This is a genomic window from Bradyrhizobium sp. JR3.5, assembly GCF_054057015.1.
This window is the reverse complement of record NZ_JBSRYV010000002.1, coordinates 89,719-111,209: the sequence shown is the minus strand read 5'-3', so window position 1 is coordinate 111,209 and position 21,491 is coordinate 89,719. Positions and strand designations below refer to the sequence as shown.

18 protein-coding genes, 1 other RNA gene and 1 pseudogene are annotated in these 21,491 nt (G+C 64.0%); 9 read left to right on the top strand and 11 right to left on the bottom strand.

Annotated features, from left to right (window positions below; translation table 11 throughout):
* Positions 1–53 precede the first annotated feature (53 nt).
* From ACVWW1_RS17145 to ACVWW1_RS17130, 4 genes are read right to left on the bottom strand one after another with little or no spacing between them, the layout of a single operon-like run.
* The gene (locus tag ACVWW1_RS17145) at positions 54–2,084 is read right to left on the bottom strand and encodes a hypothetical protein (RefSeq protein WP_456656777.1); all 2,031 of its coding nucleotides are present in this window, start codon (positions 2,082–2,084) and stop codon (positions 54–56) included.
* A gap of 39 nt (positions 2,085–2,123) precedes the next feature.
* Complete coding sequence (locus ACVWW1_RS17140) at positions 2,124–3,320, bottom strand: phosphatase PAP2 family protein (protein ID WP_456656776.1); 1,197 nt, start codon at positions 3,318–3,320, stop codon at positions 2,124–2,126.
* A complete protein-coding gene (locus ACVWW1_RS17135) occupies positions 3,275–3,610 on the bottom strand; it encodes a tetratricopeptide repeat protein (RefSeq protein ID WP_456656775.1) in 336 nt (111 codons plus the stop codon). The genes ACVWW1_RS17140 and ACVWW1_RS17135 overlap by 46 nt, the downstream gene beginning before the upstream one ends.
* Complete coding sequence (locus ACVWW1_RS17130) at positions 3,591–5,183, bottom strand: adenylate/guanylate cyclase domain-containing protein (RefSeq protein ID WP_456656774.1); 1,593 nt, start codon at positions 5,181–5,183, stop codon at positions 3,591–3,593. Before ACVWW1_RS17130 ends, ACVWW1_RS17135 begins: the two co-directional genes overlap by 20 nt.
* A gap of 587 nt (positions 5,184–5,770) precedes the next feature.
* Between ACVWW1_RS17130 and ACVWW1_RS17125 the strand changes: the two genes are divergently transcribed.
* Positions 5,771–7,063 carry an MFS transporter gene (locus ACVWW1_RS17125; protein WP_207831728.1) on the top strand — a complete coding sequence of 431 codons (1,293 nt, stop codon included), beginning with the start codon at positions 5,771–5,773 and terminating at the stop codon, positions 7,061–7,063.
* A gap of 4 nt (positions 7,064–7,067) precedes the next feature.
* Here the strand turns inward: ACVWW1_RS17125 and ACVWW1_RS17120 are convergent, their stop codons facing one another.
* Complete coding sequence (locus ACVWW1_RS17120) at positions 7,068–7,679, bottom strand: TetR/AcrR family transcriptional regulator (protein WP_456656773.1); 612 nt, start codon at positions 7,677–7,679, stop codon at positions 7,068–7,070.
* Between the two features lie 172 nt (positions 7,680–7,851).
* Here ACVWW1_RS17120 and ACVWW1_RS17115 point away from each other — a divergent pair, with 172 nt between their 5' ends.
* The 3 genes from ACVWW1_RS17115 to ACVWW1_RS17105 all read left to right on the top strand — a co-directional run bounded on the left by ACVWW1_RS17115 (position 7,852) and on the right by ACVWW1_RS17105 (position 12,977).
* Entirely contained in the window at positions 7,852–9,084 is a 1,233-nt protein-coding gene (locus ACVWW1_RS17115) for a cytochrome P450 (protein WP_456656772.1), read from the top strand.
* 190 nt (positions 9,085–9,274) lie between these two features.
* A complete protein-coding gene (locus ACVWW1_RS17110; RefSeq protein WP_456656771.1) occupies positions 9,275–10,225 on the top strand; it encodes an AsmA family protein in 951 nt (316 codons plus the stop codon).
* Positions 10,197–12,977 carry a hypothetical protein gene (locus tag ACVWW1_RS17105; RefSeq protein WP_456656770.1) on the top strand — a complete coding sequence of 927 codons (2,781 nt, stop codon included), beginning with the start codon at positions 10,197–10,199 and terminating at the stop codon, positions 12,975–12,977. Before ACVWW1_RS17110 ends, ACVWW1_RS17105 begins: the two co-directional genes overlap by 29 nt.
* A 68-nt stretch (positions 12,978–13,045) precedes the next feature.
* On the opposite strand, the gene ACVWW1_RS17100 is transcribed toward ACVWW1_RS17105, so the two are convergent.
* The 6 genes from ACVWW1_RS17100 to ssrA all read right to left on the bottom strand — a co-directional run bounded on the left by ACVWW1_RS17100 (position 13,046) and on the right by ssrA (position 16,814).
* Complete coding sequence (locus ACVWW1_RS17100) at positions 13,046–13,399, bottom strand: VOC family protein (protein ID WP_456656769.1); 354 nt, start codon at positions 13,397–13,399, stop codon at positions 13,046–13,048.
* A gap of 55 nt (positions 13,400–13,454) precedes the next feature.
* Positions 13,455–13,730: a ribbon-helix-helix domain-containing protein gene (locus ACVWW1_RS17095; RefSeq protein ID WP_024580116.1), complete on the bottom strand. Its 276-nt coding sequence runs from the start codon at positions 13,728–13,730 to the stop codon at positions 13,455–13,457.
* Complete coding sequence (locus tag ACVWW1_RS17090) at positions 13,727–13,915, bottom strand: DUF4169 family protein (protein WP_173637960.1); 189 nt, start codon at positions 13,913–13,915, stop codon at positions 13,727–13,729. The genes ACVWW1_RS17095 and ACVWW1_RS17090 overlap by 4 nt, the downstream gene beginning before the upstream one ends.
* Positions 13,916–14,190: 275 nt before the next feature.
* On the bottom strand, positions 14,191–15,606 hold the full coding sequence (fumC, locus tag ACVWW1_RS17085) for a class II fumarate hydratase (RefSeq protein WP_456656768.1): 1,416 nt from the start codon (positions 15,604–15,606) through the stop codon (positions 14,191–14,193).
* A 176-nt stretch (positions 15,607–15,782) separates the two neighbouring features.
* Complete coding sequence (locus tag ACVWW1_RS17080; protein WP_456656767.1) at positions 15,783–16,304, bottom strand: SspB family protein; 522 nt, start codon at positions 16,302–16,304, stop codon at positions 15,783–15,785.
* A gap of 143 nt (positions 16,305–16,447) precedes the next feature.
* Positions 16,448–16,814, bottom strand: a transfer-messenger RNA (tmRNA) gene (ssrA, locus tag ACVWW1_RS17075).
* A 100-nt stretch (positions 16,815–16,914) separates the two neighbouring features.
* Between ssrA and ACVWW1_RS17070 the strand changes: the two genes are divergently transcribed.
* The 5 genes and pseudogenes from ACVWW1_RS17070 (at position 16,915) to ACVWW1_RS17050 (ending at position 21,341) form a co-directional block, all read left to right on the top strand.
* Positions 16,915–17,526, top strand: coding sequence for a chromate transporter (locus ACVWW1_RS17070; protein ID WP_456656766.1), 612 nt, complete (start codon positions 16,915–16,917; stop codon positions 17,524–17,526).
* Positions 17,523–18,056, top strand: coding sequence for a chromate transporter (locus tag ACVWW1_RS17065; RefSeq protein WP_456656765.1), 534 nt, complete (start codon positions 17,523–17,525; stop codon positions 18,054–18,056). The genes ACVWW1_RS17070 and ACVWW1_RS17065 overlap by 4 nt, the downstream gene beginning before the upstream one ends.
* Positions 18,057–18,149: 93 nt before the next feature.
* A complete protein-coding gene (locus ACVWW1_RS17060; protein ID WP_176529877.1) occupies positions 18,150–18,650 on the top strand; it encodes a tripartite tricarboxylate transporter TctB family protein in 501 nt (166 codons plus the stop codon).
* A gap of 4 nt (positions 18,651–18,654) precedes the next feature.
* Positions 18,655–20,173, top strand: a pseudogene (locus ACVWW1_RS17055) (tripartite tricarboxylate transporter permease).
* A gap of 187 nt (positions 20,174–20,360) precedes the next feature.
* Positions 20,361–21,341 (top strand): tripartite tricarboxylate transporter substrate binding protein BugD, encoded by a 981-nt coding sequence (locus tag ACVWW1_RS17050; RefSeq protein ID WP_176529879.1) that lies wholly within the window; start codon positions 20,361–20,363, stop codon positions 21,339–21,341.
* Positions 21,342–21,491: the final 150 nt, after the last annotated feature.

Here is a 21,491-nt window from a genome sequence, read left to right as displayed (position 1 = left end):
CACGAATGTCACGCGTTTGAGATAGGCTTGAGAATTGGCGGCCGATGCAAACGCTATGGGGCGTCCAGGTTACCTCCGCCGCGTTTACCAATTTCCGCCGGCGTGCCGGGAATGTTGGTTGGCTGCGGGGGAGTCGCGTCGGCGATCTCCCGCGCGAATTGAGGCGCTGCAGCGCTGGTGCCTGTGAGTCTGAAAACCGAGCCGCTTCTGTTACCCCCGCCACGCACGCCGGAGAGCGCGTACGAGTCGTCGCAGGGAAGCACGAAATCCGGGCCGCGGCGAAGCGCGAGCGGTCCGCTGCGCGCGGGGCCGGCCGACGAATAGATCGACTTGCGTCCATTCGAGAGAATATACCCGCCGGCCACGTGTATCCCCGCGTCTTCGGCGGTCGCAATCCCGTTGAGGGTGCCGTCGCGGCGGATCAGCGATCCGCTCCTGTCAAACTCTCCGTGGTCACGGATATAGCTGGCTTCGGCCGACCGAGTTCGTTCCCAACTTGGGTCGACGAAGCAAGAAAGCTTGGCGCCGGGCGCGACACCCATATTAGGGTCGGTACGCGCCACAAAGGCGTGGAGCTCCGCCGCAGCGCGGATACCGGTGACCGTGATAGTCCAGTCCCCATGCTCGGCCGGGTCGATTTTCGGCGCGACGACGGTTGGTTCGACCTGCAGCCGCCACATCGTGTCACTGCCCCAGACAATTGGGATGTCGACCCCGGCAGGCGGAATTGGGCCGGAGGGACCGGAGGAAGGCGGGGGCGACGGCGCATAGACAATGCCGCTGGGCGAGGTGAGTGTAACGACGACTCCGCCGGCATCGGCTGTCTTCATCCACACTTCGGCAAAGCACAACACGGAATTGTCGGGCGGAAGCCGCCAGGTCCATTTGATATGATCAGGTTGCGTGTTGTCTCGCGTAAAGGCGACGTGGCCGTCAATCAGATAGGCATTGCCCGCCGCCAACACGATTTCGAGCTGCGGCTTTCCGTTGGCTCCATTGAATTCCGCGACCAATGCGGTGAGCGCCGCCTCGAGTTCCGATGTGCCATCGTGCGGGCCGGTCGTCGGACCGTAACTGAGGTTGACGATGACGCGCTCGGTCCTGTTCGGTTCGGCATGCGAAAGGATGTACCGGATGCCGTCAAGGACATAAGCCTTGAGCCAAACGCCGGTCGCGTCCTTGATGCAGGTTTCGGGGAATTGCACGAACACCACGTCGACGCTCGACGCAGAATCCTTGGCGCTGTGCCAACTCGGCGGATCGCGGCGGTCGCTTGCAGGGCCGATCCGCGACGAGGTCGGGATACGGCCGGCGAGTACATCCATCACATGTGCGCCGTGTGACGACCGGCCCTTCAGGCTGGTGAAGCCAGCATCCGCGTAGCAGCCGTCCTCGTCGACGCTGCCGGACGGCGTCAAGTGCAACTGGATCCATTCGTCGAGGCCGACTTGTCGCGCCGGCGTGCCGGGCGCCTCGGAGGTGCGCTGGAATTCGAGGCCGTAGTTGAAACCCTGCAGCGGCTCTCCAAACAGGCACTGGTTGCCGGCGCCATCCTTGACCTGGACCGGTTGCCGGCCCTGGTTCTGGTCCCAGATGGCACGAATCCGAGTGGTGAGGCCGCCATTCGCGGTGTGCCTGAGAAACTGTGCGGCCGCGAATGGGCAGCCATCGTCAAGCATGCCAATCAGGAGCGGTCCGGCCGATCGCTTGCCTGGCCACATGCGACTGATCATCCTCCGCTTGCTGAAAGCCACCGCCGGCGACGGCCTCACCGGTAGCGACAGCTCTACTCGGGAGACGTACTCATCCCAGATCGACAGCCCGATCGCGTTGAGTACCGCAGCCCTTTCGCTGCGAAGCGTCGCGTATCGCGTGCCGTCGAGGGTTGGGCCGAACGCGACGTGGAATCCAGCCCTCCTCATCTTTCTCCGGAACGCAATTACGAAGTCGGCTTGTTTAAACTCCACGAGGAAAAATAGCTTGTGGCGCTTCTTCTCGTCGAAGAACTCGAAATTCCTGAAGTTCGCCGAGAGCGCGTACCGGAGATACGGGCCAAAACACTTCGGCAGGTCGTATTGGGCCATGGAACACCCTCCGCTTCGGATTGCAGGACGCTGCTTCGCCTACGGGAATCTGCCTACCCACTCGTCACGAGCTGCGTCCCAGAGATACTCCATCAGGTTTGATTTCATGATATTCGGCCCCACGGCTTCGGAGTAGAATGCGCTGCCGTGGATGTTTTGGCTTGTACTGAACGGATTGAAATCCGTCTTCGGGGCGTTGTCGATTCCGGCGGCGAGGAATTTGCGGCGCCTGAATTTGTGGCCTGACTTGCAACGCCCGACAAAGTATTCGCCAAGGGCAATACCCAGCAGTCGTCCTGCCATGCTGTCGACGGGGAAGTGAACTCCGGCGATCACGCGGTTGGTCGTGATGCGTGCCGCCTGGCGCTCGAGCTGGTCGATCACCATCTTGTGTCGCGGTTTCGCTGGATTGAGCCCCAGCAGTGCTTTCAGCACGTGGACCACTGCATAGGCCTGCGTTGCATGCCCCATCGGGAAGGTGCCGTGGCCCGGGGTTGTGATCATCGGCTGCACTTCGGCGTTGTATTCAACGGGGCGGTAACAGCCCATCGCATGCTTGAACCGCATTTCCACGTAGACGCAGAATTGCAGCACGAGGTTGATGAGTTCGAAGGTGCGCCGGGTTCGGTCGGGATGCAGGTAGACGATCGACGACCAGAACGCGTATTGCGGATCGATCTGTGCCATGATCTCGGTGGCGCGCTCGGAGCGTAGTTCGGCCCAGCTCAGCACCAGCGGGATCTGTTTCTCGAAGGTCGTCCGCTTCGGACGTCCGACCTCCGCGATCAGGGACGCGGAAGACAGCACCTGGAAAGCGTGACCGGACGGCGCTTTTCGAAGCGTTATCCCGTGCATCATCTCTCCGATCGCGATATAGGCGCGAATCCACGGCTCCCAGCGCTCCAATTGATGCCTGTCATCGATCACGGGTAGGGGCGGTGCGTAGCAATGGTGCTCGGGGACGATCGTACCTTCGCGCCCGAGGATCAGCGCATCGACCATGATTGAATTGGCATAGGCGTCGGCGAGCGTTCCAAGGAATGATCCTCCAGCTCCGCCGGCGCCCCCAGCCCCGCCAGCTCCGCCGGCGCCTCCGGCTCCGCCCGCACCACCTGCGCCGCCTGCACCTCCCGCACCGCCTAGCTGAGCCATTGCCGCCTCCCTATGAATAAAGTCTGCTTGGGTGAAAATCAGCTCGTCGTTGGTAAACCCGCCATTTCCAGACAGCGCGCCCACTGCCTGCCTGTCTCGAGTTGCGCATTCGGGATGCGCGCGATGTATCGTTCGACGGTCAATGCCGGTTCAAGCCTGCGCATGCTGGCTAATGCGGCGCGCGCGTCATCCAGCCGTCCCTGTGAGACGAGCGCAATCGTGAGCACCCGCCAGGTGGAGGGGTGCATGCGGTTGAGTATCAGGGATGAACGGGCAAGCCGCTCGGCTTCTTCGTAATGATGTGCGGAAAGTTCGGCAGTGGCGCCGAGCGACTCGAAGTAGTAGCGTTGCGGATCAAGCGGGGAGAGCTCCAATGCTCGTCGCGTCGCCACGACGGCAGCCTCGCCCTCTCCATTGAAAGCGTTCACCGTGCCGCGATACAGCCAGCCAAGCGCATGGCTCGGGTTCGCATCGACAAGCCTGATCGCATCGCTTGCGGGCGGTATCGAGATCGTTCAGCAGATGGCAGTGGACGAACCCTTCGGTCGCCAGCGCAAGCGCGTCCGATGGGTCGCGGTCCAGTGCCGCGTGGCTAGCGTTCAGAGCTTCGGCGGCCTCGCGCTTCCGGTCCTCCGACCATCCACGCGTAACACGCAGGATGTACCAATTGGCGAGCCAGGCGCGCGGCGCTGCAATCCGGCTGTGCCGATCAATCAGTTCGTCGAGGATCTTGCGGGTCTGGAGGAATTCATCCTTGCTGGAACGATGCATCAGCCGGATGCTGCCGAGCAGCAGCGAATAGCTTTGCAATGTCGGCAGCGGTTGGGTCAGAACGTGCTCGACTTCGGCGTCGAAGACGGACAGATGCACCGCGCTTGCGATGCGCTGGGCCAGTTCGCTTTCGGGCTGCAACAGGTCCGTAATGTCTCCTCTCATCCGATCGGTCCAGACCACCTGGTTGGTACGCGCAGCGGAAAGCTCCGCCGTCACCAGGATCCGGCCAGCGTCCACGACATAGCCACCGCTCAGGATATAGGTCGCGCCGAGATGGGCCGAAACCTCGGCGACATCGCTCATCCGACCGCGAAAGACATTGGTCGACAGGCGTGAGATGACCTTCAAATTCGACGACTTCGATAATCGCCAGATCACGCAGTCGGCAATAAGATTGCCGACATCGAAGTGTTCGAGCGCGTCGTTGCGCGCGTTGAAGGGGATGACGGCGATGGTTGGTTCCATGGATGTCCCATAGTCGCGCCGAGCGGTAAGGCTGGGATGCGGACTTGCTGGACCAACGCGATACGCGCGCACTGGCTTGTCGAAGTGCTTGAGAATGCATTCGCCCAGATCTTCGCACAGTGCATCCACCCCGTGCGTAAGTTCGTCGCGCGCCGCGGCGCTGCCAATGGTTTCGCCCGGATTGGCAAGGCTTGCGAGCGCGGTCGCCAACTGTTCGTGCGCGGAAGCGCTGGCAATGGTTTCGCCCGGGCCTGCGAGTGTCGCCAGCCGGGCCGCCAGATTCACGCCCGTCCCATAGATGTCGATGCCGTCGCTCCAAGCGATGGCGGAATTGATCCCTGCACGCAGGTGAAACTGACGATCCTCGGGGATACCGGCATTTTGTGTCGCAAGCGTGCGATGCATCTCCGCTGCCGCAGCCACAGCGTCGGGCACCACCTCGAAGCGCGCCATCAATCCGTCACCAAGGCTTTTCACCAGGACGCCGCGATAGCGGGGTAGAATTTGGCTGGCTACGATCTGAACAAAGTCGGCCCAACGGCGTACACTGTCCGTCTCATGTTGGCGCATGAGCCGCACCGACTCCACGAGATCGACGAGCAGCACAACGGCTTGTTGTCGCACAAGTCCGCCGCCTGCGGTCCGAAGATCCGATTGCTCGGTCCGGACGGCCTGCCCTTCGCTCTTGTCCGCCCCATCATCACTCATAGGCGACCTGATTTCGCGATCCCGGCAATCCTATCCTAGATGGCTTGGAACCTTGAGCCAAGCTCCCGTCCGAGTGGTGCAGGGGCGGCCAGACCGCCGGGCCAGGATTCCTGCGGGTGCGACAGAATGTCAGCTCGAAAGGGCCGAGGTGTCGATGTCGCACGGCAAGCCTGCCGCTATAGGCCCGATTCTATGAATTGCTTCACACGATTGGCTGACCTTCTTGCGAAATTGATGTCGCCCAGCGGAATACACGGCGTCGAGAGCCCTCCAACCGTATTCACCCTCGGCAAGGAGATTCTGATGCCGTGCAGTTGCAGCCGCCCATACACATCATTTTATCCGGCGTTGGCGAACTAATTGCACGTCCTTGCCCAGTCTCGACAGCAAATCAGCAAAACCTGTCAAACCCATTCTAAGAAAATATTCCGCTTGGCGTTTCACTCAATGATGCTGACTTTGGTGCCGCGCTCTTCACCTTCGCCCAGCAGGGGATGAAAGCGTGCGGCAGAGCTTAACCGATCTGCACCAGGTTCCCCGTGGAAAAATCCGATGCATCGACAGTCCAAATCTGCCACAAGGCTTCAATGCGACTTCCCTTCTTCTACGGCTGGGTCATCGTCGCGGTGACCTTCGTCACCATGGCGATCGGCGTCAACGCACGGACGGCATTCTCGCTGTTCTATCCGCCGATCATCTCTGAATTCGGTTGGGAGCGCGGCGTTACGGCGGGCGCATTCTCGTTCGGCTTTGTCGCTTCCGCGATCGCGAGCCCGCTGATCGGCCGGCTGATGGATCGCAGCGGTCCGCGCGCGGTGATGGAGCTTGGTGTGCTCTTGATGGGCTCCGGCCTGCTGCTGGCGCCGCTGACCACGCAGCCCTGGCATCTCTATCTCACCATCGGCGTGCTGGTTGGTTCCGGCAGCGTCTGCCTCGGCTATTCCGGCCAATCGCTGTTCGTGCCGAACTGGTTCATCCGCCGCCGTGGCCTCGCGATCGGGCTTGCCTTCGCCGGTGTCGGCATCGGCTCGGTGACATTGTTGCCATGGGTGCAGCACATGATCGAGCACACCGGCTGGCGCACCGCTTGCACCGCAATGGGGATCGTGGTGCTGGTCGTGCTCGCGCCGATCAACCTGTTGCTGCACAAGCGGCCGGAGGACATCGGCCTGCAGCCGGATGGCGATGCGGCGCCGACGGCGACGTCGGCCAGGCCGGCATCGAACATCGTCGATCCGGTATGGGCCGGCACCGACTGGACGCTGTCGCGTGCGCTGCGCACCGCGCGGTTCTGGTGGATCGCGACCGGCTATTTCTGCGGCTTGTACATCTGGTATGCGGTGCAGGTGCACCAGACCAAATTCCTGCTCGATATCGGCTTCAGCTCCAACGTCGGTGTCTGGGCGCTTGGCGTCGTCAGCCTGCTCGGCATTCCCGGCCAGATCTGGCTCGGGCATCTCTCCGATCGCATCGGCCGGGAATGGGTGTGGGCGATCTCGTGCTTGGGCTTCGTGATCTGCTTTGCCGCGCTCGCCGCCTTGAAATACTGGCCGAGCATGGCACTGATCTATCTCATGGTCTTCACCCAGGGCGCGCTCGGCTATGGCCTGACATCCGTGATGGGACCGGTGGTGCTCGAGATCTTCCAGGGCAAGCAATACGGCAGCATTTTCGGCACCGTGATGCTGGCCGCACTCGCGGGCGGAGCCGCGGGTCCCTGGATCACGGGCCAGCTCTACGATCTCTCGGGCAGCTATACCAGCGCGTTCCTGCTCGGCATCGCCGTCAGCCTGCTGTCGGCATTCGCGATCTGGCAGGCTTCGCCGCGCAAGGTCCGTGCCGTCGCCGGCCAGATGCACAAGGCCGCCAGCGCGGCCTGACACATCAGGCGGATGAAACGCCGATCGCCCGCTGCAGATCGGTGATCGCGCGCAGGCAACTGTCGGCGGGGGTGGTCTCCGGATCGATCAGACGGTGCAGGCGGAAACCATCTTCCAGCGCCAGCACGATCGCGCCGGTCCAGTCCGGATTGAGTCTGGCGTTCCTGCCGCTATTCTTCTGCGCGGTCTCGACGATGTCGGCGATCAGCTTGCGCCGCGCGCGCAGGCGCTTGGCGAGTTCGGGCCGGCGCTTCTCGGCGCGCGCCACGAACAGGATCATCTCCATATGCAGGAGAGGCGAGCGGCCGAGCGGATCCTGCCGGCTGCGGTCCACGGTGCGCAATGCCTCCAGGAAGTCGGCCAGGTCCTTGTGCTTGGTGAGCAAATCGAGATTGCGCCGGATCGATTGCTCGACGTGATCCTCGAGCATCGCGAAGATCAGCTCGTCCTTGCTCTTGAAGTTCGAGTAGAAGGCGCCGCGGGTGAAACCCGCCGCAGCCGCGATCGCCTCGATGCTGGCGCCGCCGATTCCCTGTTCCTCGAACACTCGCGCCGCCGCCTCGAACAGCTTCTCGCAGGTGTCGTCCCGTGTCGGTCTGGTTCGAACCCTTGACATCGCTGCAGTTTAGGGCACAATGCAACTCGATACAAGAGTGTATCGAGTTGCATTTGATTAAGACAAGAGTTGCTACAACCAGAATGGCCGCACCCGTGTTGGTGCGGTCTTGAGGATGACACCAAGGCGCGCCAGAGTGCAGGCACCGGCGTAGCGCACGAACGAGGTCACCATGAACGAGCAAGTTCAGCCGGCCAGCGGCGAGCCGCTTTTCAATCCACTGGCGCCCGAATTCATTCGCAATCCCTATCCGTATTATGAGCGGCTACGCCGCCTCGATCCGATGCATGTCAATGTGCATGGCGCCTTCGTCGCCAGCCGGCACGCCGAGGCGAGCCTCGTGCTGCGCGACAAGCGGTTCGGCAAGGACTATGTCGAGCGCTCGATCCGCCGCTACGGCCCCAAGATCATGGAGGAGCCGGTCATCCGCAGCATGAGCCACTGGATGCTGCAGCAGGACCCGCCCGACCACACCCGCCTGCGCGGCCTCGTCGTCAAGGCGTTCACCGCGCGCCGGGTCGAGGACATGCGCCCGCGGATTCAGTACGTCGTCGACGAAACGCTCGACCGCATCATTCCGCAAGGAAAGATGGACCTGATCGAGGATTTCGCATTCCGCCTGCCGGTGACGATCATCTGCGACATGCTCGGCATCCCCGAGGAGCATCGCGATGCCTTCTACAACGGCTCGCGCGACGGCGGCCGCCTGCTCGAGCCGGTGCCGCTGACGGCGGAGGAGATCAAGCAGGGCAACGCCGGCAACGCGATGGCCGCGATGTATTTCCACCAGCTGTTCGAGCTGCGCCGCAAACAGCCCGGCGACGACCTCACCACACAATTGGTGCAGGCCGAGGAGAACGGCCAGAAGCTGACCAACGAGGAACTGACCGCCAACATCATCCTGCTGTTCGGCGCCGGCCATGAGACGACCGTGAACCTGATCGGCAACGGCCTGCTCGCGCTGTTCCGCAACCCGGACCAGCTCGCGCTGCTGAAGGCCAATCCGGGGCTGATCACCAATGCGATCGAGGAGTTCCTGCGCTACGATTCCTCGGTGCAGCTGACCGGCCGCGTCGCGCTGGAAGACATCGAGGATCTCGGCGGCAAGCGCATCCCGAAGGGGGAGAGCGTGCTGTGCCTGCTGGGCTCGGCCAACCACGACGAGGCCGTCTATCCCGACCATCCCGAGAAGCTCGACATCCAGCGGCCGAACGTGAAGCCGCTGTCGTTCGGCGGCGGCATCCATTTCTGCCTCGGCGCCCAGCTGGCGCGGATCGAAGCCGAGATCGCGATCTCGACGCTGCTGCGCCGGATCCCCGACCTGCGGCTCGATGACGCGGAAAATCCGGAGTGGCGGCCGACCTTCGTGCTGCGCGGGCTGAAGCGGCTCCCGGCGAGCTGGTGACATCCCGGATGCGCGGCAGGGCAGCAATCCTGCCGCGGAAGGCCGGTGTGCACGCACGCTTGAGCGGAAAACCGTCATCCGCCTGACATCGCAGCGGTAAAGCCGCTGTGACTTCGCCATACTTGTCTCTATATTTGGGTTGCTCCGGCCGAAGGTTCAGCTCCGCGGAGCGGGCTCAAAGGGAGACACCGTGCAGACGACGCTGCTCGGCCTGGCAATCGCCTTCATTCTTGCGCTGGTGGCCGCGCTGGTCGGTCCGTATTTCGTTGACTGGAACCAGTTCAGGCCGCAGTTCGAGACGGAGGCGTCCAAGATCATCGGCATGCCGGTTCGTGTCGCCGGCAATCTCGACGCGCGTCTGCTGCCTGCGCCCTCGCTGCGGTTGAAAAATGTCACCGTCGGCGGCGCCAACGACCGCGGCAAGGTCCGGGCCACCAATCTCGAGGTCGAGCTCAGCCTGAGCTCGCTGATGCGCGGCGAGTGGCGCGCCAACGAACTCACCATCAACGGCATGTCGCTCGATCTCGGGCTCGATCCGAAGGGGCGGATCGACTGGTCGCCGTCGAGCGGGAGCTTCAACCTGGCTTCGCTGGCGATCGACCGTCTCAATCTGACCGGCCGCATCACACTGCATGACGCCGCAAGCCGCAGCGCGCTCGAGCTGAACGACATCGCCTTCAGCGGCGATGTTCGCTCGCTTGCCGGCGCGATCCGCGGCGACGGCAATTTCATGTTCGACGGCAACCGCTACCCGTTTCGGGTCTCCTCCGGGCAAAGCGCTGACGGCAGTGGCACCCGCCTGCACTTCAACATCGATCCCGGGCAGCGGCCGGTGTCGGCCGATCTCGACGGTGTCCTGACCTTCGAGGCCCGCGCGCCGAGGTTCGAGGGCGCCGTGACGCTGGCGGGCACACCTGGCCAGCGCGGCGGCAGCGATATGCCGCCCTGGCGGATCGCGGCCAAGATCAAATCGGACTATTCGGCGGCGCGTCTCGACCAGGTCGAGGTGAGCTATGGCGGCGAGGACCGCGCGCTGAAGCTCGCAGGAAATGGCGACCTCCGGTTCGGCGCGTCGCCGCTGCTGCGCGCCGCGCTTTCGGCACGGCAGCTTGATGGCGACAAGTTCGGCCGCCAAAGATAGCGCCAAGGACAGCAACAACGGCAATGTCGAGCCGGTCCGCGTGCTGCCGGCGATGCGCGCGGTGCTGTCGGGTCTTCCGCAAAGCCCGATCCCGGCGCAGGTGGAGCTCACCTCCGAACAGATCATGCTCGGCGGCCGTCCGTTGCAGGACGTCTCGGCAGAGCTGCAATCGGATGCGAAATCATGGACCGTGCGCCGGCTGGAGTTTCGCGCGCCGGGATCGACACGGGTCTCGATGAGCGGCGCCAGCGCGCAGGCCGGTGCCTCGAACAGCTTCAAGACCGCGCTCAACATCGAATCGTCCGACCCCGATACGTTGATGAGCTGGCTGCAGGGGCGGGGCGACATCGCCTACCGTAGCCAGAAGCCGCTGCGGTTGCGCGGCGACGTCACGGTGTCGCCGGCCGGTTTTTCGATCGACGCGATGAAGGCGGAGATCGAGGGCGGCGCGGTCGAGGGCCGCGTCGCGGTCGCGCATCGCGAGGCGACGAGCGGCTCGAAGGTCGAGGCGCAGTTGAAGGCGGAACGGCTCGATCTCGATGCGACCGCAACATTCATCCGCTCGCTGGCCGGCCCGCAAGCCGAATGGCCCGACGAGGCGCAGCTGTCGCTCGATGTCGGGCGCGCGATCTCCTCGGGGCAGGAATTGCGGCCGCTGCTCGCGAAGATCGCCTACAGCCCGAAGAACATCGTGCTCGAGCGCGTGAAGATCGGTCAGCCCGACAATGTCACGCTGGATGGCAGCGGCAATTTCGATCGCGCCAATTCGACCGGCAAGCTCGCGGTCGATGCGACCGCCGCGTCGCTTGGCCGGCTCACCGCCGTGGTTCAGCCGTTCGCGCCGGCGCTTGCCGCGCGGCTCGGCGTGCTGCGCGCGGATGCCGGTCCGGTCCGTGCCAGGCTCGCGCTCGACCTCGGCAAGGGCAAGGCCGCCGATCGCGTCAGCGCGCGCGCGACGGTCGATCTCGACACGCCGCAACTCAAGGGCAATACGGTGATCTCGGCGACGCCGTCGATGGCTGCGATCCGCGCGCTGGATGTCGACGCACTTCGCAACAGCGACGTGACGGCCGAAGCGAAATTCTCCGCCAGCGAGGGCAATGCGCTGCTGGCGCTGCTGGGGCTCGACCAAGCGGTGGCAGCCGGTGCGGGGGTGACGCAGTTCGAGGGCACCGCGAGCGGCGCGTGGCACGCGCCGTTGCGGCTGAAGGCGCGGCTCTGGGGCGCCGGGCTCGACGCGGATGCGGAGGGGACCGTGGAGCCGTGGTCCAAGGATGGGGCCGGGGAGAGCAAATCGAACGTCAGCCTCCGTGTCCGCAGCGCCGACATCAGTCCGCTGCTCAATCTGAAATCATCCGATCCGGCGGCAAACATCCGCCTGTCGTCGCGGGTCACACTTGCGGGGGACAGGCTGACCTTCGACGATCTCGACAGCATTGTCGCCGGTTCGCGGCTGCGCGGCCGGCTGGCGCTGACGCTCGCCGATCAGAAGAGCATCGACGGCGAAGTCGGCCTCGATCAGATCACGCTGGCACCGATTTTCGCGGTAGCGATCGGCGCGGCCGGTCACGATGCGACGGAGCCGCTCGGCCAGGGAGTGACAAGCGCCTGGCGCGGCAAGGTCACGTTCGAAGCGCTGCACGGTCTGCTGCCGGGCGGCGCCGAGCTGCAGCCGTTCAGCGGCACCATCAGGTCGGATGGGCAGTCGCTGACCTTCGACGGCGTCAAGGGCAAGATCGGTGGCGGCGAGGCGATCGCCTCCATCGATGCGCGGCAGGGCGTCAATGGACTCGCCTTGAATGCAAATGTGCAGCTTTCGGGCGTCGACGGTTCGGCCTTGCGCTACCGCAGTCTCGCGATGCCCAAGGCACGCACTTCGATGCAGATGACGTTGTTGACGCAGGGCCGCAGCGCCGCGGCGCTGATCGGTGCGCTGTCCGGCAGCGGCGCCGTGACGCTGGAGGGGCTGAACCTTCCGGGCCTCGATCCGCGCGCGTTCGACGTTGCGATCCGCGCCAGCGATTCCGGGCAGGCGACCGACGACGCGCGGCTGAGGCAGATCGTCGAACCGGCGCTCGCAGCCGGCGGGCTGTCGGTCGCTTCCGCGCAAATTCCCTTCAACATCCGCGACGGCCGGATCCGGATCGGCACCACCACGCTCGCGGCGAGCGGTGCCAACATCATCGTGTCCGGCGGCTACGACATTCCGGCCGACCAGGCCGACATCCGCACCGCGCTGACATCGACGCAGATCGGCACCGCCACCAGCCGCCCGGAAATCCAGCTGCTTGCGGTGGGCACACCCGACGGATTGTCGCGCAGCATCGACATTGCAGCGTTGTCGTCGTGGCTGGCGGTGCGCGCGATCGACCGGGAGACCAAGCGGCTCGACGCGATCGAGCGGGGCGAACCGGTGCCGCCTGCGACCCCGGCGGCCCTTCCGCCGCCCGCCGCACCGGCGCCGGACGCGTCCAATCCAAATTCGGCGGGAGTGCCTTCTGCCAACTTGCCGGTGCCCGGCCCTGATCCGCGCCGCGTGCCGGCGAAGCCGAAGATCGTTGCGCCGCGGCCGCCGATCGTCCCGCCGGTCGCCATTGCGCCGCCTGCGAGCCAGCCGCAGCTGGCACCGCTGCCGCCGCCGATCGAGGTCAAGCCAGTGCCCGGCGCGGCCAGGTCGAGGCCGCTGCGGCCGCCGCTGTCGCTGACGCCGCAGGTCGCCAATCCGCCGCCGCGGCCGGCAATGCAGAACTAGAAAGCGCGTCCAAGCGAAGTGGGGACCGGTTCGCGTGGCGAAAACCCGTCGGAACAGGAATCCAGAGCTTACGATCGGTGCTGGAGAATATTGATCAGCCGGCCGAACGGATCGCGGACGAAGAAGCGCCGCACGCCCCACGGCTCGTCCGCCGGTCCGTATTCGATCGCGATGCCGGCGCCCTGCATCCGGTGCAGCGCTTCGTCGAGATCGTCGACCTCGATCGAGAGATCGGGCACCGGCGTGCCGGAGCCGCCTTCGGAGGCGAAGCTGATTTGAACCTGCATCGTTTCGGATGAACCGTAAGTCGCAACCCAACCGAAATCCATCAGCGGCTCGAGGCCGAGGATATCGCGATAGAACGACTTCGCTGCCGCGACATCTGACGCGGCAACGTTCGCGACGATGCGATTGACCTTCATGCTGAAGTCCACGCAGCGGAACGACCGTCTGCTGAATCGACGGTCGGCAAGGCCATCAGGCCTGCTGGCGCGTGTCGACCTGTTGCGGCCTGACATCCGTCGGCACGGCCGGGGTGGCGCGCGAACGGAAGTAGTCGAGCACGAAAAGCCGGATCGCGGAGGACAGATTGCCCTGCTGACGGTTGTTGTCGATCTCGCCGACCAACTCCGACAGCGTCATGTTCCGCAGACCGGAAATCTCCTTCATGCCGTTCCAGAAGGCTTCTTCGAGGCTGACGCTGGTCTTGTGACCGGCGACGACGATCGACCGCTTGACGACGGGAGACTTCATGATGCGTCACCACTTTCGATGCGGTGCTGATCGAGCACGCGCGTACTGCGCTCGCCGAGAAATTCGTCACGCGCTCGTTCGGATTTGGTGCGACCGAATAGCGCACGATTGGCTTCGGCCTGCTTTGCTGCTTGTTCGCGCTCACCGCGCTTCTTGAATCGTTTCAGGTTGACCACGTCGCCCATGCTCGTCGTCCTCATCGTCCCCAGAGCGGAATTGGTGATGCATCGTGACGAAAGCAAGAGCGATCGCGCAAAGCGTCCGGCTCGATATCCATCCCGAATCCCCATTTGATGCTTCTGATAGCATCAAAGAATCCGTTTCGCTCTGCGAAAACTAGACGTCTGTACCATGCGGCAGCGCAGAGCTGATAGGCAAACAGCCTTAGCCTTTAGGCGTTATGATCCATAATTATATCACGCGCGCTGACCGTAATTATCCGGACATTGCGCGCTTCGCTTCAGCCGGGGTGTGTCATTTTGTCCGGCTGCACGAGGCGATCAAATTCGTCGGCAGTTACGAATCCGAGCCGCAAAGCCTCTTCCTTCAACGTCGTTCCGCGTGCGTGCGCCGACTTCGCGACCTTGGCTGCGTTGTCGTAACCGATCTTTGGCGCGAGCGCCGTCACCAGCATCAGCGAGCGCTGCATCAGCTCGTTGATGCGCTTTTCGTCGGCGCGTATTCCGACAACGCAATGCTCAGTAAATGAGCGGACAACGTCAGACAGCAACTGAATGGAATTTATCATACAATATGCCAGCACGGGCTTGTACACGTTGAGCTCGAAATGGCCCTGGCTGCCCGCGATGGTGATCGTGGTCTGATTGCCGAACACCTGGCAGCAGACCATGGTCATGGCCTCGCACTGGGTCGGATTGACCTTGCCCGGCATGATCGACGAGCCCGGCTCGTTCTCGGGCAGCACCAGCTCGCCGAGGCCCGAGCGCGGGCCCGAGCCGAGGAAACGGATATCGTTGGCGATCTTGAACAGGCCGGTCGCCACCGAATTGATCGCGCCGTGCACCAGCACATAGGCATCGTTGGATGCCAGCGCCTCGAACTTGTTTGCCGCGCTTGTGAACGGCAGCTTGGTAATCTCGGCGACATGCTTGGCGAAGGCGTTGGCGAATTCCGGCTTCGAGTTGAGGCCGGTGCCAACAGCAGTGCCGCCCTGCGCCAGCGGGAACAACTCCTTCACCGCCGAGTGCAGCCGCGCGATACCGCTCTCGACCTGCGCAGCGTAGCCGGAGAATTCCTGGCCGAGCGTCAGCGGTGTAGCGTCCTGGGTATGCGTGCGTCCGATCTTCACGATCTTGGCAAATGCTTCCTGCTTCTGGTGCAGCGCCCGATGCAGCTCGGTAAGGGCAGGGATCAGGTCGGCGATGATGCGGTCCGCCGCAGCGATATGCATCGCAGTCGGAAACGAGTCGTTCGACGACTGGCTCATGTTGACGTGATCGTTCGGATGGATCGGCTGCTTGGCGCCGAGCTCGCCGCCGAGCATCTGGTTGGCGCGGTTTGCGATCACCTCGTTCACGTTCATGTTGGTTTGCGTGCCCGAGCCGGTCTGCCAGACGACCAGCGGAAAATGATCGTCGAGCTTGCCCTCGATCACTTCCCTGGCGGCGCTGATGATGGCGTCGGCGCGGCGTGCATCGAGCTGGCCGAGTTCGCGATTGGTTTCGGCTGCGGCGAGCTTGACGATGGCGACTGCGTGAATGATCGCGATCGGCATCCGGTCGTGGCCGATCTTGAAATTCTGCCGCGAGCGCTCGGTCTGCGCGCCCCAGTAGCGATCGGCGGCGACGTCGATCGGACCGAAGCTGTCGGTCTCGCTACGGGTGGCGGCGTTGGATGGTGTCGTCGATTGAGCCATGGATGCACTCCGTTGCGTCATCAGAACGTGATCCGGCGGTGCGCCAGCTTTTCCCCGCGGCAAAGCGACAGCGTCCGCGCGGAAGCACGTTCATGCAGAAGATAGTCCGGGATGACGATCTGCCATCCCGGCCCTCGAATGCATCCTACAAGGTCGAGGATCGATCGGTGTTTAGATTATTTCTTGCGGAAGCGGTCCAGCCGCACGACCTCGGCGCCTTCGCTGGGCTTCGCGGGCTCCTGCTCGGTCTCGGCCGTCTCGGTCTCGACTGCCGCCCGGGCGGCCGCTGCGGGAAGGGGAGCGGCCGGTGCCGTCGCGGGCGGGGCCTCCTCGGACAATGCCTCCGAGACGTCGAACCGCAGATCGAACGGAGCGGACGGGTCGAGGAAGCGGGTCACCGCGGCGAACGGCACGTTCAGCCGCTCGGGAATCCCGCCGAACGACAGGCCGACCTCGAACCGGTCCTCGGTCACCACCAGATCCCAGAACTGGTGCTGCAGGATGATGGTCATCTCCTCCGGATACTGCGCGAGCAGCCGCGGCGACAGCTTCACGCCGTCGCCGTGCGAGAGGAAGGTGATGTAGAAATGATGCTCACCCGGCAGGCCATGTTCGGCGGCGTCGGACAAGACCCGGCGCAGCACCCCGCGCAGCGCGTCGCGCGCCAGCACGTCATATCGGATGTGATCGGTCGCCATTGTATTCCTGTCGCTTCGAAAATGCCGGCAGGGCACCGCCGGACCCGTCCGACTCGCCCTTTTGGCCATGCTACTCCGCCGGGACGTGGAAATCAGCAGGGCTGGCAGCGGAAAATGCGGGCGGACGCCCGATCGGAAAATAAAGTGGAGGCTTCTGTTGCCAGGTGCCTCCGAACCCCGCCTAACGGAGCTTAACCCGTTAGGACTTTAAGATGGTCTTTCAAACTGCGTTACGCAGCCTGAGCAACCGGAGCAAAGTTGTCGTTGGCAACTATTGCATTAGCCCGATAACGGCGGAACCATACCGAGAAAAAACACGCCCTTTACGCCCTCGTCGATCCTATTTCGCCCCCGCCAAAAGCCACCGAAGCAAGGGGCTCGGGATGGGTTTTGGTGGAGGCGCCGGGTACCGCCCCCGGGTCCGAATGGTTTATTGCGACGGTCATTTATTTCCATAGCCGGCGAACCGGCACCCCCAATATAGGCGGCTCGGACGGAGAAAAATAGAGCCGATTCAGGCTTGTTCAGGTGTGAAAACCCGCCGATTTGGGGTGGCCGGCGTTTTGGCGCTGTGTCTTGGCACCGTCCTGGCGCCGTTCTAGATTTGCCCATGCCCCCGGAATCCCCGCCGGCTGCCGCCCCGGCGCCGGATGCATCCGTACCGTCTCCGCCGCTCCAGCCCGGCCTGCTGGAGCTGTTCCTGGCCTTTGCCAAGATGTCGCTGGCCGGCTTTGGCGGGGTCCTGGTCTGGGCCCGGCGGTCGATCGTCGAGCAGCACCGCTGGATGACGGCGGAGGAGTTCAACGAGACCTTCGCGCTGTGCCATTTCCTGCCAGGTCCGAACATCGTCAACCTGTCGGTTGTATTCGGCTCGCGCTTTCGCGGCATCGCCGGCGGGCTTGCGGCCTTCGCCGGGCTGGTCGGACCGCCGATGGTGATCGCGACAATCCTTGCCGCACTCTATGCCCGCTACGGCGATATCGACATCCTGCGCCGGACACTCGCCGGCGTGGCCTGTGCCGCGGTCGGGCTGCTGTTCGCCGTCGTCCTCAAGATGATGATGCCGCTGTTGAAGCGGCGTGATGTCACGGGCCTCGTCATTCTGGCGGCGGTTTTCGTCGCGATCGGTCTGATCCGATGGCCGCTCCAGATCGTGCTGCTGGCAGCGATCCCGCTCAGCATTGCAACGACGGTCCTGGCGCGCCGCATGGTGAAGGCATGAGCTCGGAGTCCAGCCCGATCGCAGCGCTGGTCTGGACCTTCGGCCTGATGTCGCTGTTTGCGGTCGGCGGGGCCAATTCGGCGATCCCCGAAATGCACCGCGCCGCCGTCGACGTGCATCACTGGCTGACCGACAAGCAGTTCGCCGACGTGTTCGCGATCTCGCAGCTCTCGCCGGGACCGAACGTGCTGATCGTGACGCTGATAGGCTATTCTGTCGCAGGCGTCGGTGGGGCATTGGCTGCGACGCTGGCGATGTGCGGACCGACCGCGCTGCTCGCCTATTATGTGAGCCGTTTCCTCGATCGCTCGCGCGACGCGCGCTGGCCGGCGATCATTCAGGCGGCATTGGTTCCGCTGTCGATCGGCTTGATGGCCGCCTCCGGCCTCATCGTGGCGCAGACATCAGACCAAAGTTGGATCGCGGTCCTGATCACCATTGTCGCAGCCGCGCTTGCCTTTGCGACACGGATCAATCCCTTATGGATGTTGCTTGCCGGAGCTCTCTTGGGTTTTGCTGGCGTTGTCTGACGAAAATCGCTAGCAAGGCTTTCGGTCAACGCACCACAAGCCAAGCCATTCAATCACAACGGGCGGGACAGCCCTGACGGGGGAAGCGAAGTCATGAGCGATACGCCAAGCGAGGCGCCGGTCAAATCGATCTTGCCGGAATGGGTGCGCGGTCCGCAGGACTTTGTCGGCGGGATCGCCATGATGGCGGTTGCGGTGTTTGCCTTGTGGGCCTCCAGCGATCTGCAGGGCATGCACGGATTCTCGTTCGGCGCCGGAACCGCGCCGCGCATGTTCGCCGTGCTGCTGCTGTTGCTCGGCGGTGCTGTGGCGCTGGTGGGAGTTCTGCGGGATGGTCCGCATATCGCGGCCTATTCCTGGCGCGGGCCGCTGTTCGTGTCGGCGGCAATCGTGTTCTTCGCGGTGGCGATCCGTCCGCTCGGGCTCGTGGTCTCCGCCTTTGCCGCCTTCCTGATCGCGGCGATGGGCTCGCATGAAACGAAATGGATCGAAGCCATCATCGTCGGCGGCTGCCTGACGATCGGCTGCGCGCTGCTTTTCCCCTACGTGCTGGGACTTCCGATGCCGATGTTCCCGCGTTTCCTGATCCAGTGAGGGCGTGATGGAACTGTTTGCCAATCTCGCCCACGGCTTCGCGGTCGCGTTCTCGCCGATCAACCTTCTGATGTGCCTGATCGGTGCGCTGGTCGGCACGCTGGTCGGCGTGCTGCCTGGCATCGGCACCATCGCCACCGTCGCGATGCTGCTGCCGATCACCTTCGGCCTGCCGCCGGTCGGCGCGCTGATCATGCTCGCCGGCATCTATTACGGCGCCCAGTATGGCGGCTCGACGACCTCGATCCTGGTCAACATTCCGGGTGAAGCGACCTCCGTGGTCACCGCCCTCGACGGCCACCAGATGGCACGACAGGGCCGCGCCGGCCCGGCGCTCGCGATCGCCGCGATCGGTTCGTTCTTCGCCGGTTGCGTCGCAACCGTGCTGATCGCCGTGCTCGGCGCGCCGCTGACCAAGCTCGCGCTGGCGTTCGGCCCGGCCGAATATTTCTCCCTGATGGTGCTCGGCCTGATCTTCGCGGTGGTGCTTGCCAAGGGCTCGGTGCTGAAGGCGATCGCGATGATCGTGTTCGGCCTGTTGCTGTCGATGGTCGGCTCCGACATCGAGACCGGCGCCTCGCGCATGGCCTTCAATATCCCCGAGCTTGCAGACGGGCTCGGCTTCGCGACGGTGGCGATGGGCGTGTTCGGCTTTGCGGAGATCATCCGCAACCTCGACGCGGGTGCCGAGGTGAGCCGCGACCTGGTCCAGCAGAAGATCACCGGCCTGATGCCGACCAGGAAGGACCTGGTGGATTCCGCGCCGGCGATTGTCCGCGGCACCATCCTGGGCTCGATCCTTGGCATCCTGCCGGGCGGCGGCGCGGTGATTGCCTCGTTCGCGGCCTATACGCTGGAAAAGAAGATTGCAAAGGATCCATCGCGGTTCGGTCGCGGTGCGATCGAGGGCGTGGCAGCGCCGGAGAGCGCCAACAACGCTGCGGCGCAGACCTCGTTCATCCCGCTGCTCACGCTCGGCATCCCGCCGAATGCGGTGATGGCGCTGATGGTCGGCGCGATGACCATTCATGGCATCGTGCCGGGTCCGCAGGTGATGGTGAAAGCAGCCCGACCTGGTCTGGGGCATGATCGCCTCCATGTGGATCGGCAACCTGATGCTGATCATCATCAACCTGCCGCTGGTCGGCATCTGGGTCCGTCTGCTCCGCGTACCGTACCGGCTGATGTTCCCCTCGATCGTGGTGTTCTGCGCGATCGGCATCTACTCGGTGAACAACGCGCCGGTCGACGTCGTGCTCGCAGGCGCCTTCGGTCTGGTCGGCTACTGGCTGATCAAGCACGATTTCGAGCCAGCGCCGCTGCTGCTCGGCATGGTGCTCGGCCCGCTGATGGAAGAGAACCTGCGTCGTGCACTCCTGATCTCGCGCGGCGACTGGAGCGTGTTCCTGTCGCGGCCGCTGTCGGCGGCGCTGCTGGCGATCGCGGCGGGTCTCCTGGTGCTCGCCGTGCTGCCGACCCTGCGTGCGAAGCGCGACGAAGTGTTCGTGGAGTCCGAGGGCTAGAGCATGATCCGGAAAAGTGTGAAGCGGTTTTCCGGATAGATCATGCTCAAACAAGGAGCGCCGGCCCTGCGTCGGCGCGCCGCAGGCGGAAGTCGAATCGACACTCGATGTCGTCTCATGAAATGAAAATGCCGGCCGATTTGGCCGGCATTTTCATTTGGTCAAAACGTTCCCGGGAGGAATTGAGATGATGTCCATTCGCTCGCTTGCGGGCGCATGCCTTTCGGCATTTGCCGCGCTGGGCGCATTCGCCGTGCCGGCGTCTGCGCAAACCTATCCGACGCGCACCATCACCATGATCGTGCCGTTCGCAGCCGGCGGCCCGACCGACGTCATCTCGCGCATCGTCACCGCACACATGGCGCAGACGCTCGGACAGAGCATCGTCATCGAGAACGTGGTCGGTGCCGGCGGCACCACAGCGACGACGCGTGCCGCGCGCGCCGCCAATGACGGCTACACGCTGGTCACCGGACATATGGGCACGCACGCGGCTTCCGTGCCGCTCTATCCGAAGCTCGCCTATCACCCGGAGAAGGATTTCGAGCCCGTCGCGCTGCTCGCGGGCACGCCGATCCTGATCCTTGCCCGCAAGGATTTCCCGCCGAAGGATCTGAAGGAATTCGTCGCCTACGTGAAGGCCAATGCCGAGAAGGTCAACGCCGCGCATGCCGGCATCGGTTCGGTCTCGCATGCCTCCTGCGAGCTGTTGAACTCGATCCTCGACGTCAAGCCGGTCGGCGTGCCCTTCAACGGCACCGGCCCTGCGATGAACGCGCTGGTCGCCGGCCAGGTCGATTACATGTGCGACCAGATCGTCAACGCGGTGCCGCAGATCAACGCCGGCACCATCAAGGCCTATGCGATCGCCACCCCCGAGCGCAATCCGTCGCTCCCCAATGTCCCGACCACGGCGGAGGCCGGCCTGCCGGCGTTCCAGGCCCAAGCCTGGAACGCGATCTTCGCGCCGAAGGGAACTTCGCCCGCGATCATCGCCACGCTGAATGCCGCGGCCATCAAGGCGCTCAACGACGAGAACGTGCGCAAGCGGCTGCTCGAGCTCGGCAGCGTGATCCCGGCGCCCGCCAACCGCACGCCGGAGGCGCTGGCGACCCTCGTCAAGAACGAGATCGCGAAGTGGACCCCGGTGCTCAAGCCGGCAAGTTAAGCCAACGCGATCAATCGGATAGGGCAGGGGCGGAACACAAGTTCCGCCCCTTGTCGTTTGGCTCAAGGGTGCTCACTTTTCAGGGTATAATCGGTGTAATCCGCCGAATCGGCATGTCGGTTGGCAGCCTCGGCCGTTAAGTTCGCCGCT

What these genes read in the sequence shown, in the direction of transcription:
- ACVWW1_RS17115 (WP_456656772.1), top strand. Translation starts at nt 7,852, where the DNA reads ATGAACGAGCAAGTTCAGCCGGCCAGCGGCGAGCCGCTTTTCAATCCA.
- ACVWW1_RS17145 (WP_456656777.1), bottom strand. Translation starts at nt 2,084, where the DNA reads ATGGCCCAATACGACCTGCCGAAGTGTTTTGGCCCGTATCTCCGGTAC.
- ACVWW1_RS17105 (WP_456656770.1), top strand. Translation starts at nt 10,197, where the DNA reads ATGGCGACAAGTTCGGCCGCCAAAGATAGCGCCAAGGACAGCAACAAC.
- ACVWW1_RS17050 (WP_176529879.1), top strand. Translation starts at nt 20,361, where the DNA reads ATGATGTCCATTCGCTCGCTTGCGGGCGCATGCCTTTCGGCATTTGCC.
- ACVWW1_RS17090 (WP_173637960.1), bottom strand. Translation starts at nt 13,915, where the DNA reads ATGGGCGACGTGGTCAACCTGAAACGATTCAAGAAGCGCGGTGAGCGC.
- ACVWW1_RS17125 (WP_207831728.1), top strand. Translation starts at nt 5,771, where the DNA reads ATGCGACTTCCCTTCTTCTACGGCTGGGTCATCGTCGCGGTGACCTTC.
- ACVWW1_RS17095 (WP_024580116.1), bottom strand. Translation starts at nt 13,730, where the DNA reads ATGAAGTCTCCCGTCGTCAAGCGGTCGATCGTCGTCGCCGGTCACAAG.
- ACVWW1_RS17100 (WP_456656769.1), bottom strand. Translation starts at nt 13,399, where the DNA reads ATGAAGGTCAATCGCATCGTCGCGAACGTTGCCGCGTCAGATGTCGCG.
- ACVWW1_RS17120 (WP_456656773.1), bottom strand. Translation starts at nt 7,679, where the DNA reads ATGTCAAGGGTTCGAACCAGACCGACACGGGACGACACCTGCGAGAAG.
- ACVWW1_RS17065 (WP_456656765.1), top strand. Translation starts at nt 17,523, where the DNA reads ATGAGCTCGGAGTCCAGCCCGATCGCAGCGCTGGTCTGGACCTTCGGC.
- ACVWW1_RS17130 (WP_456656774.1), bottom strand. Translation starts at nt 5,183, where the DNA reads ATGAGTGATGATGGGGCGGACAAGAGCGAAGGGCAGGCCGTCCGGACC.
- ACVWW1_RS17060 (WP_176529877.1), top strand. Translation starts at nt 18,150, where the DNA reads ATGAGCGATACGCCAAGCGAGGCGCCGGTCAAATCGATCTTGCCGGAA.
- ACVWW1_RS17070 (WP_456656766.1), top strand. Translation starts at nt 16,915, where the DNA reads ATGCCCCCGGAATCCCCGCCGGCTGCCGCCCCGGCGCCGGATGCATCC.
- fumC (WP_456656768.1), bottom strand. Translation starts at nt 15,606, where the DNA reads ATGGCTCAATCGACGACACCATCCAACGCCGCCACCCGTAGCGAGACC.
- ACVWW1_RS17080 (WP_456656767.1), bottom strand. Translation starts at nt 16,304, where the DNA reads ATGGCGACCGATCACATCCGATATGACGTGCTGGCGCGCGACGCGCTG.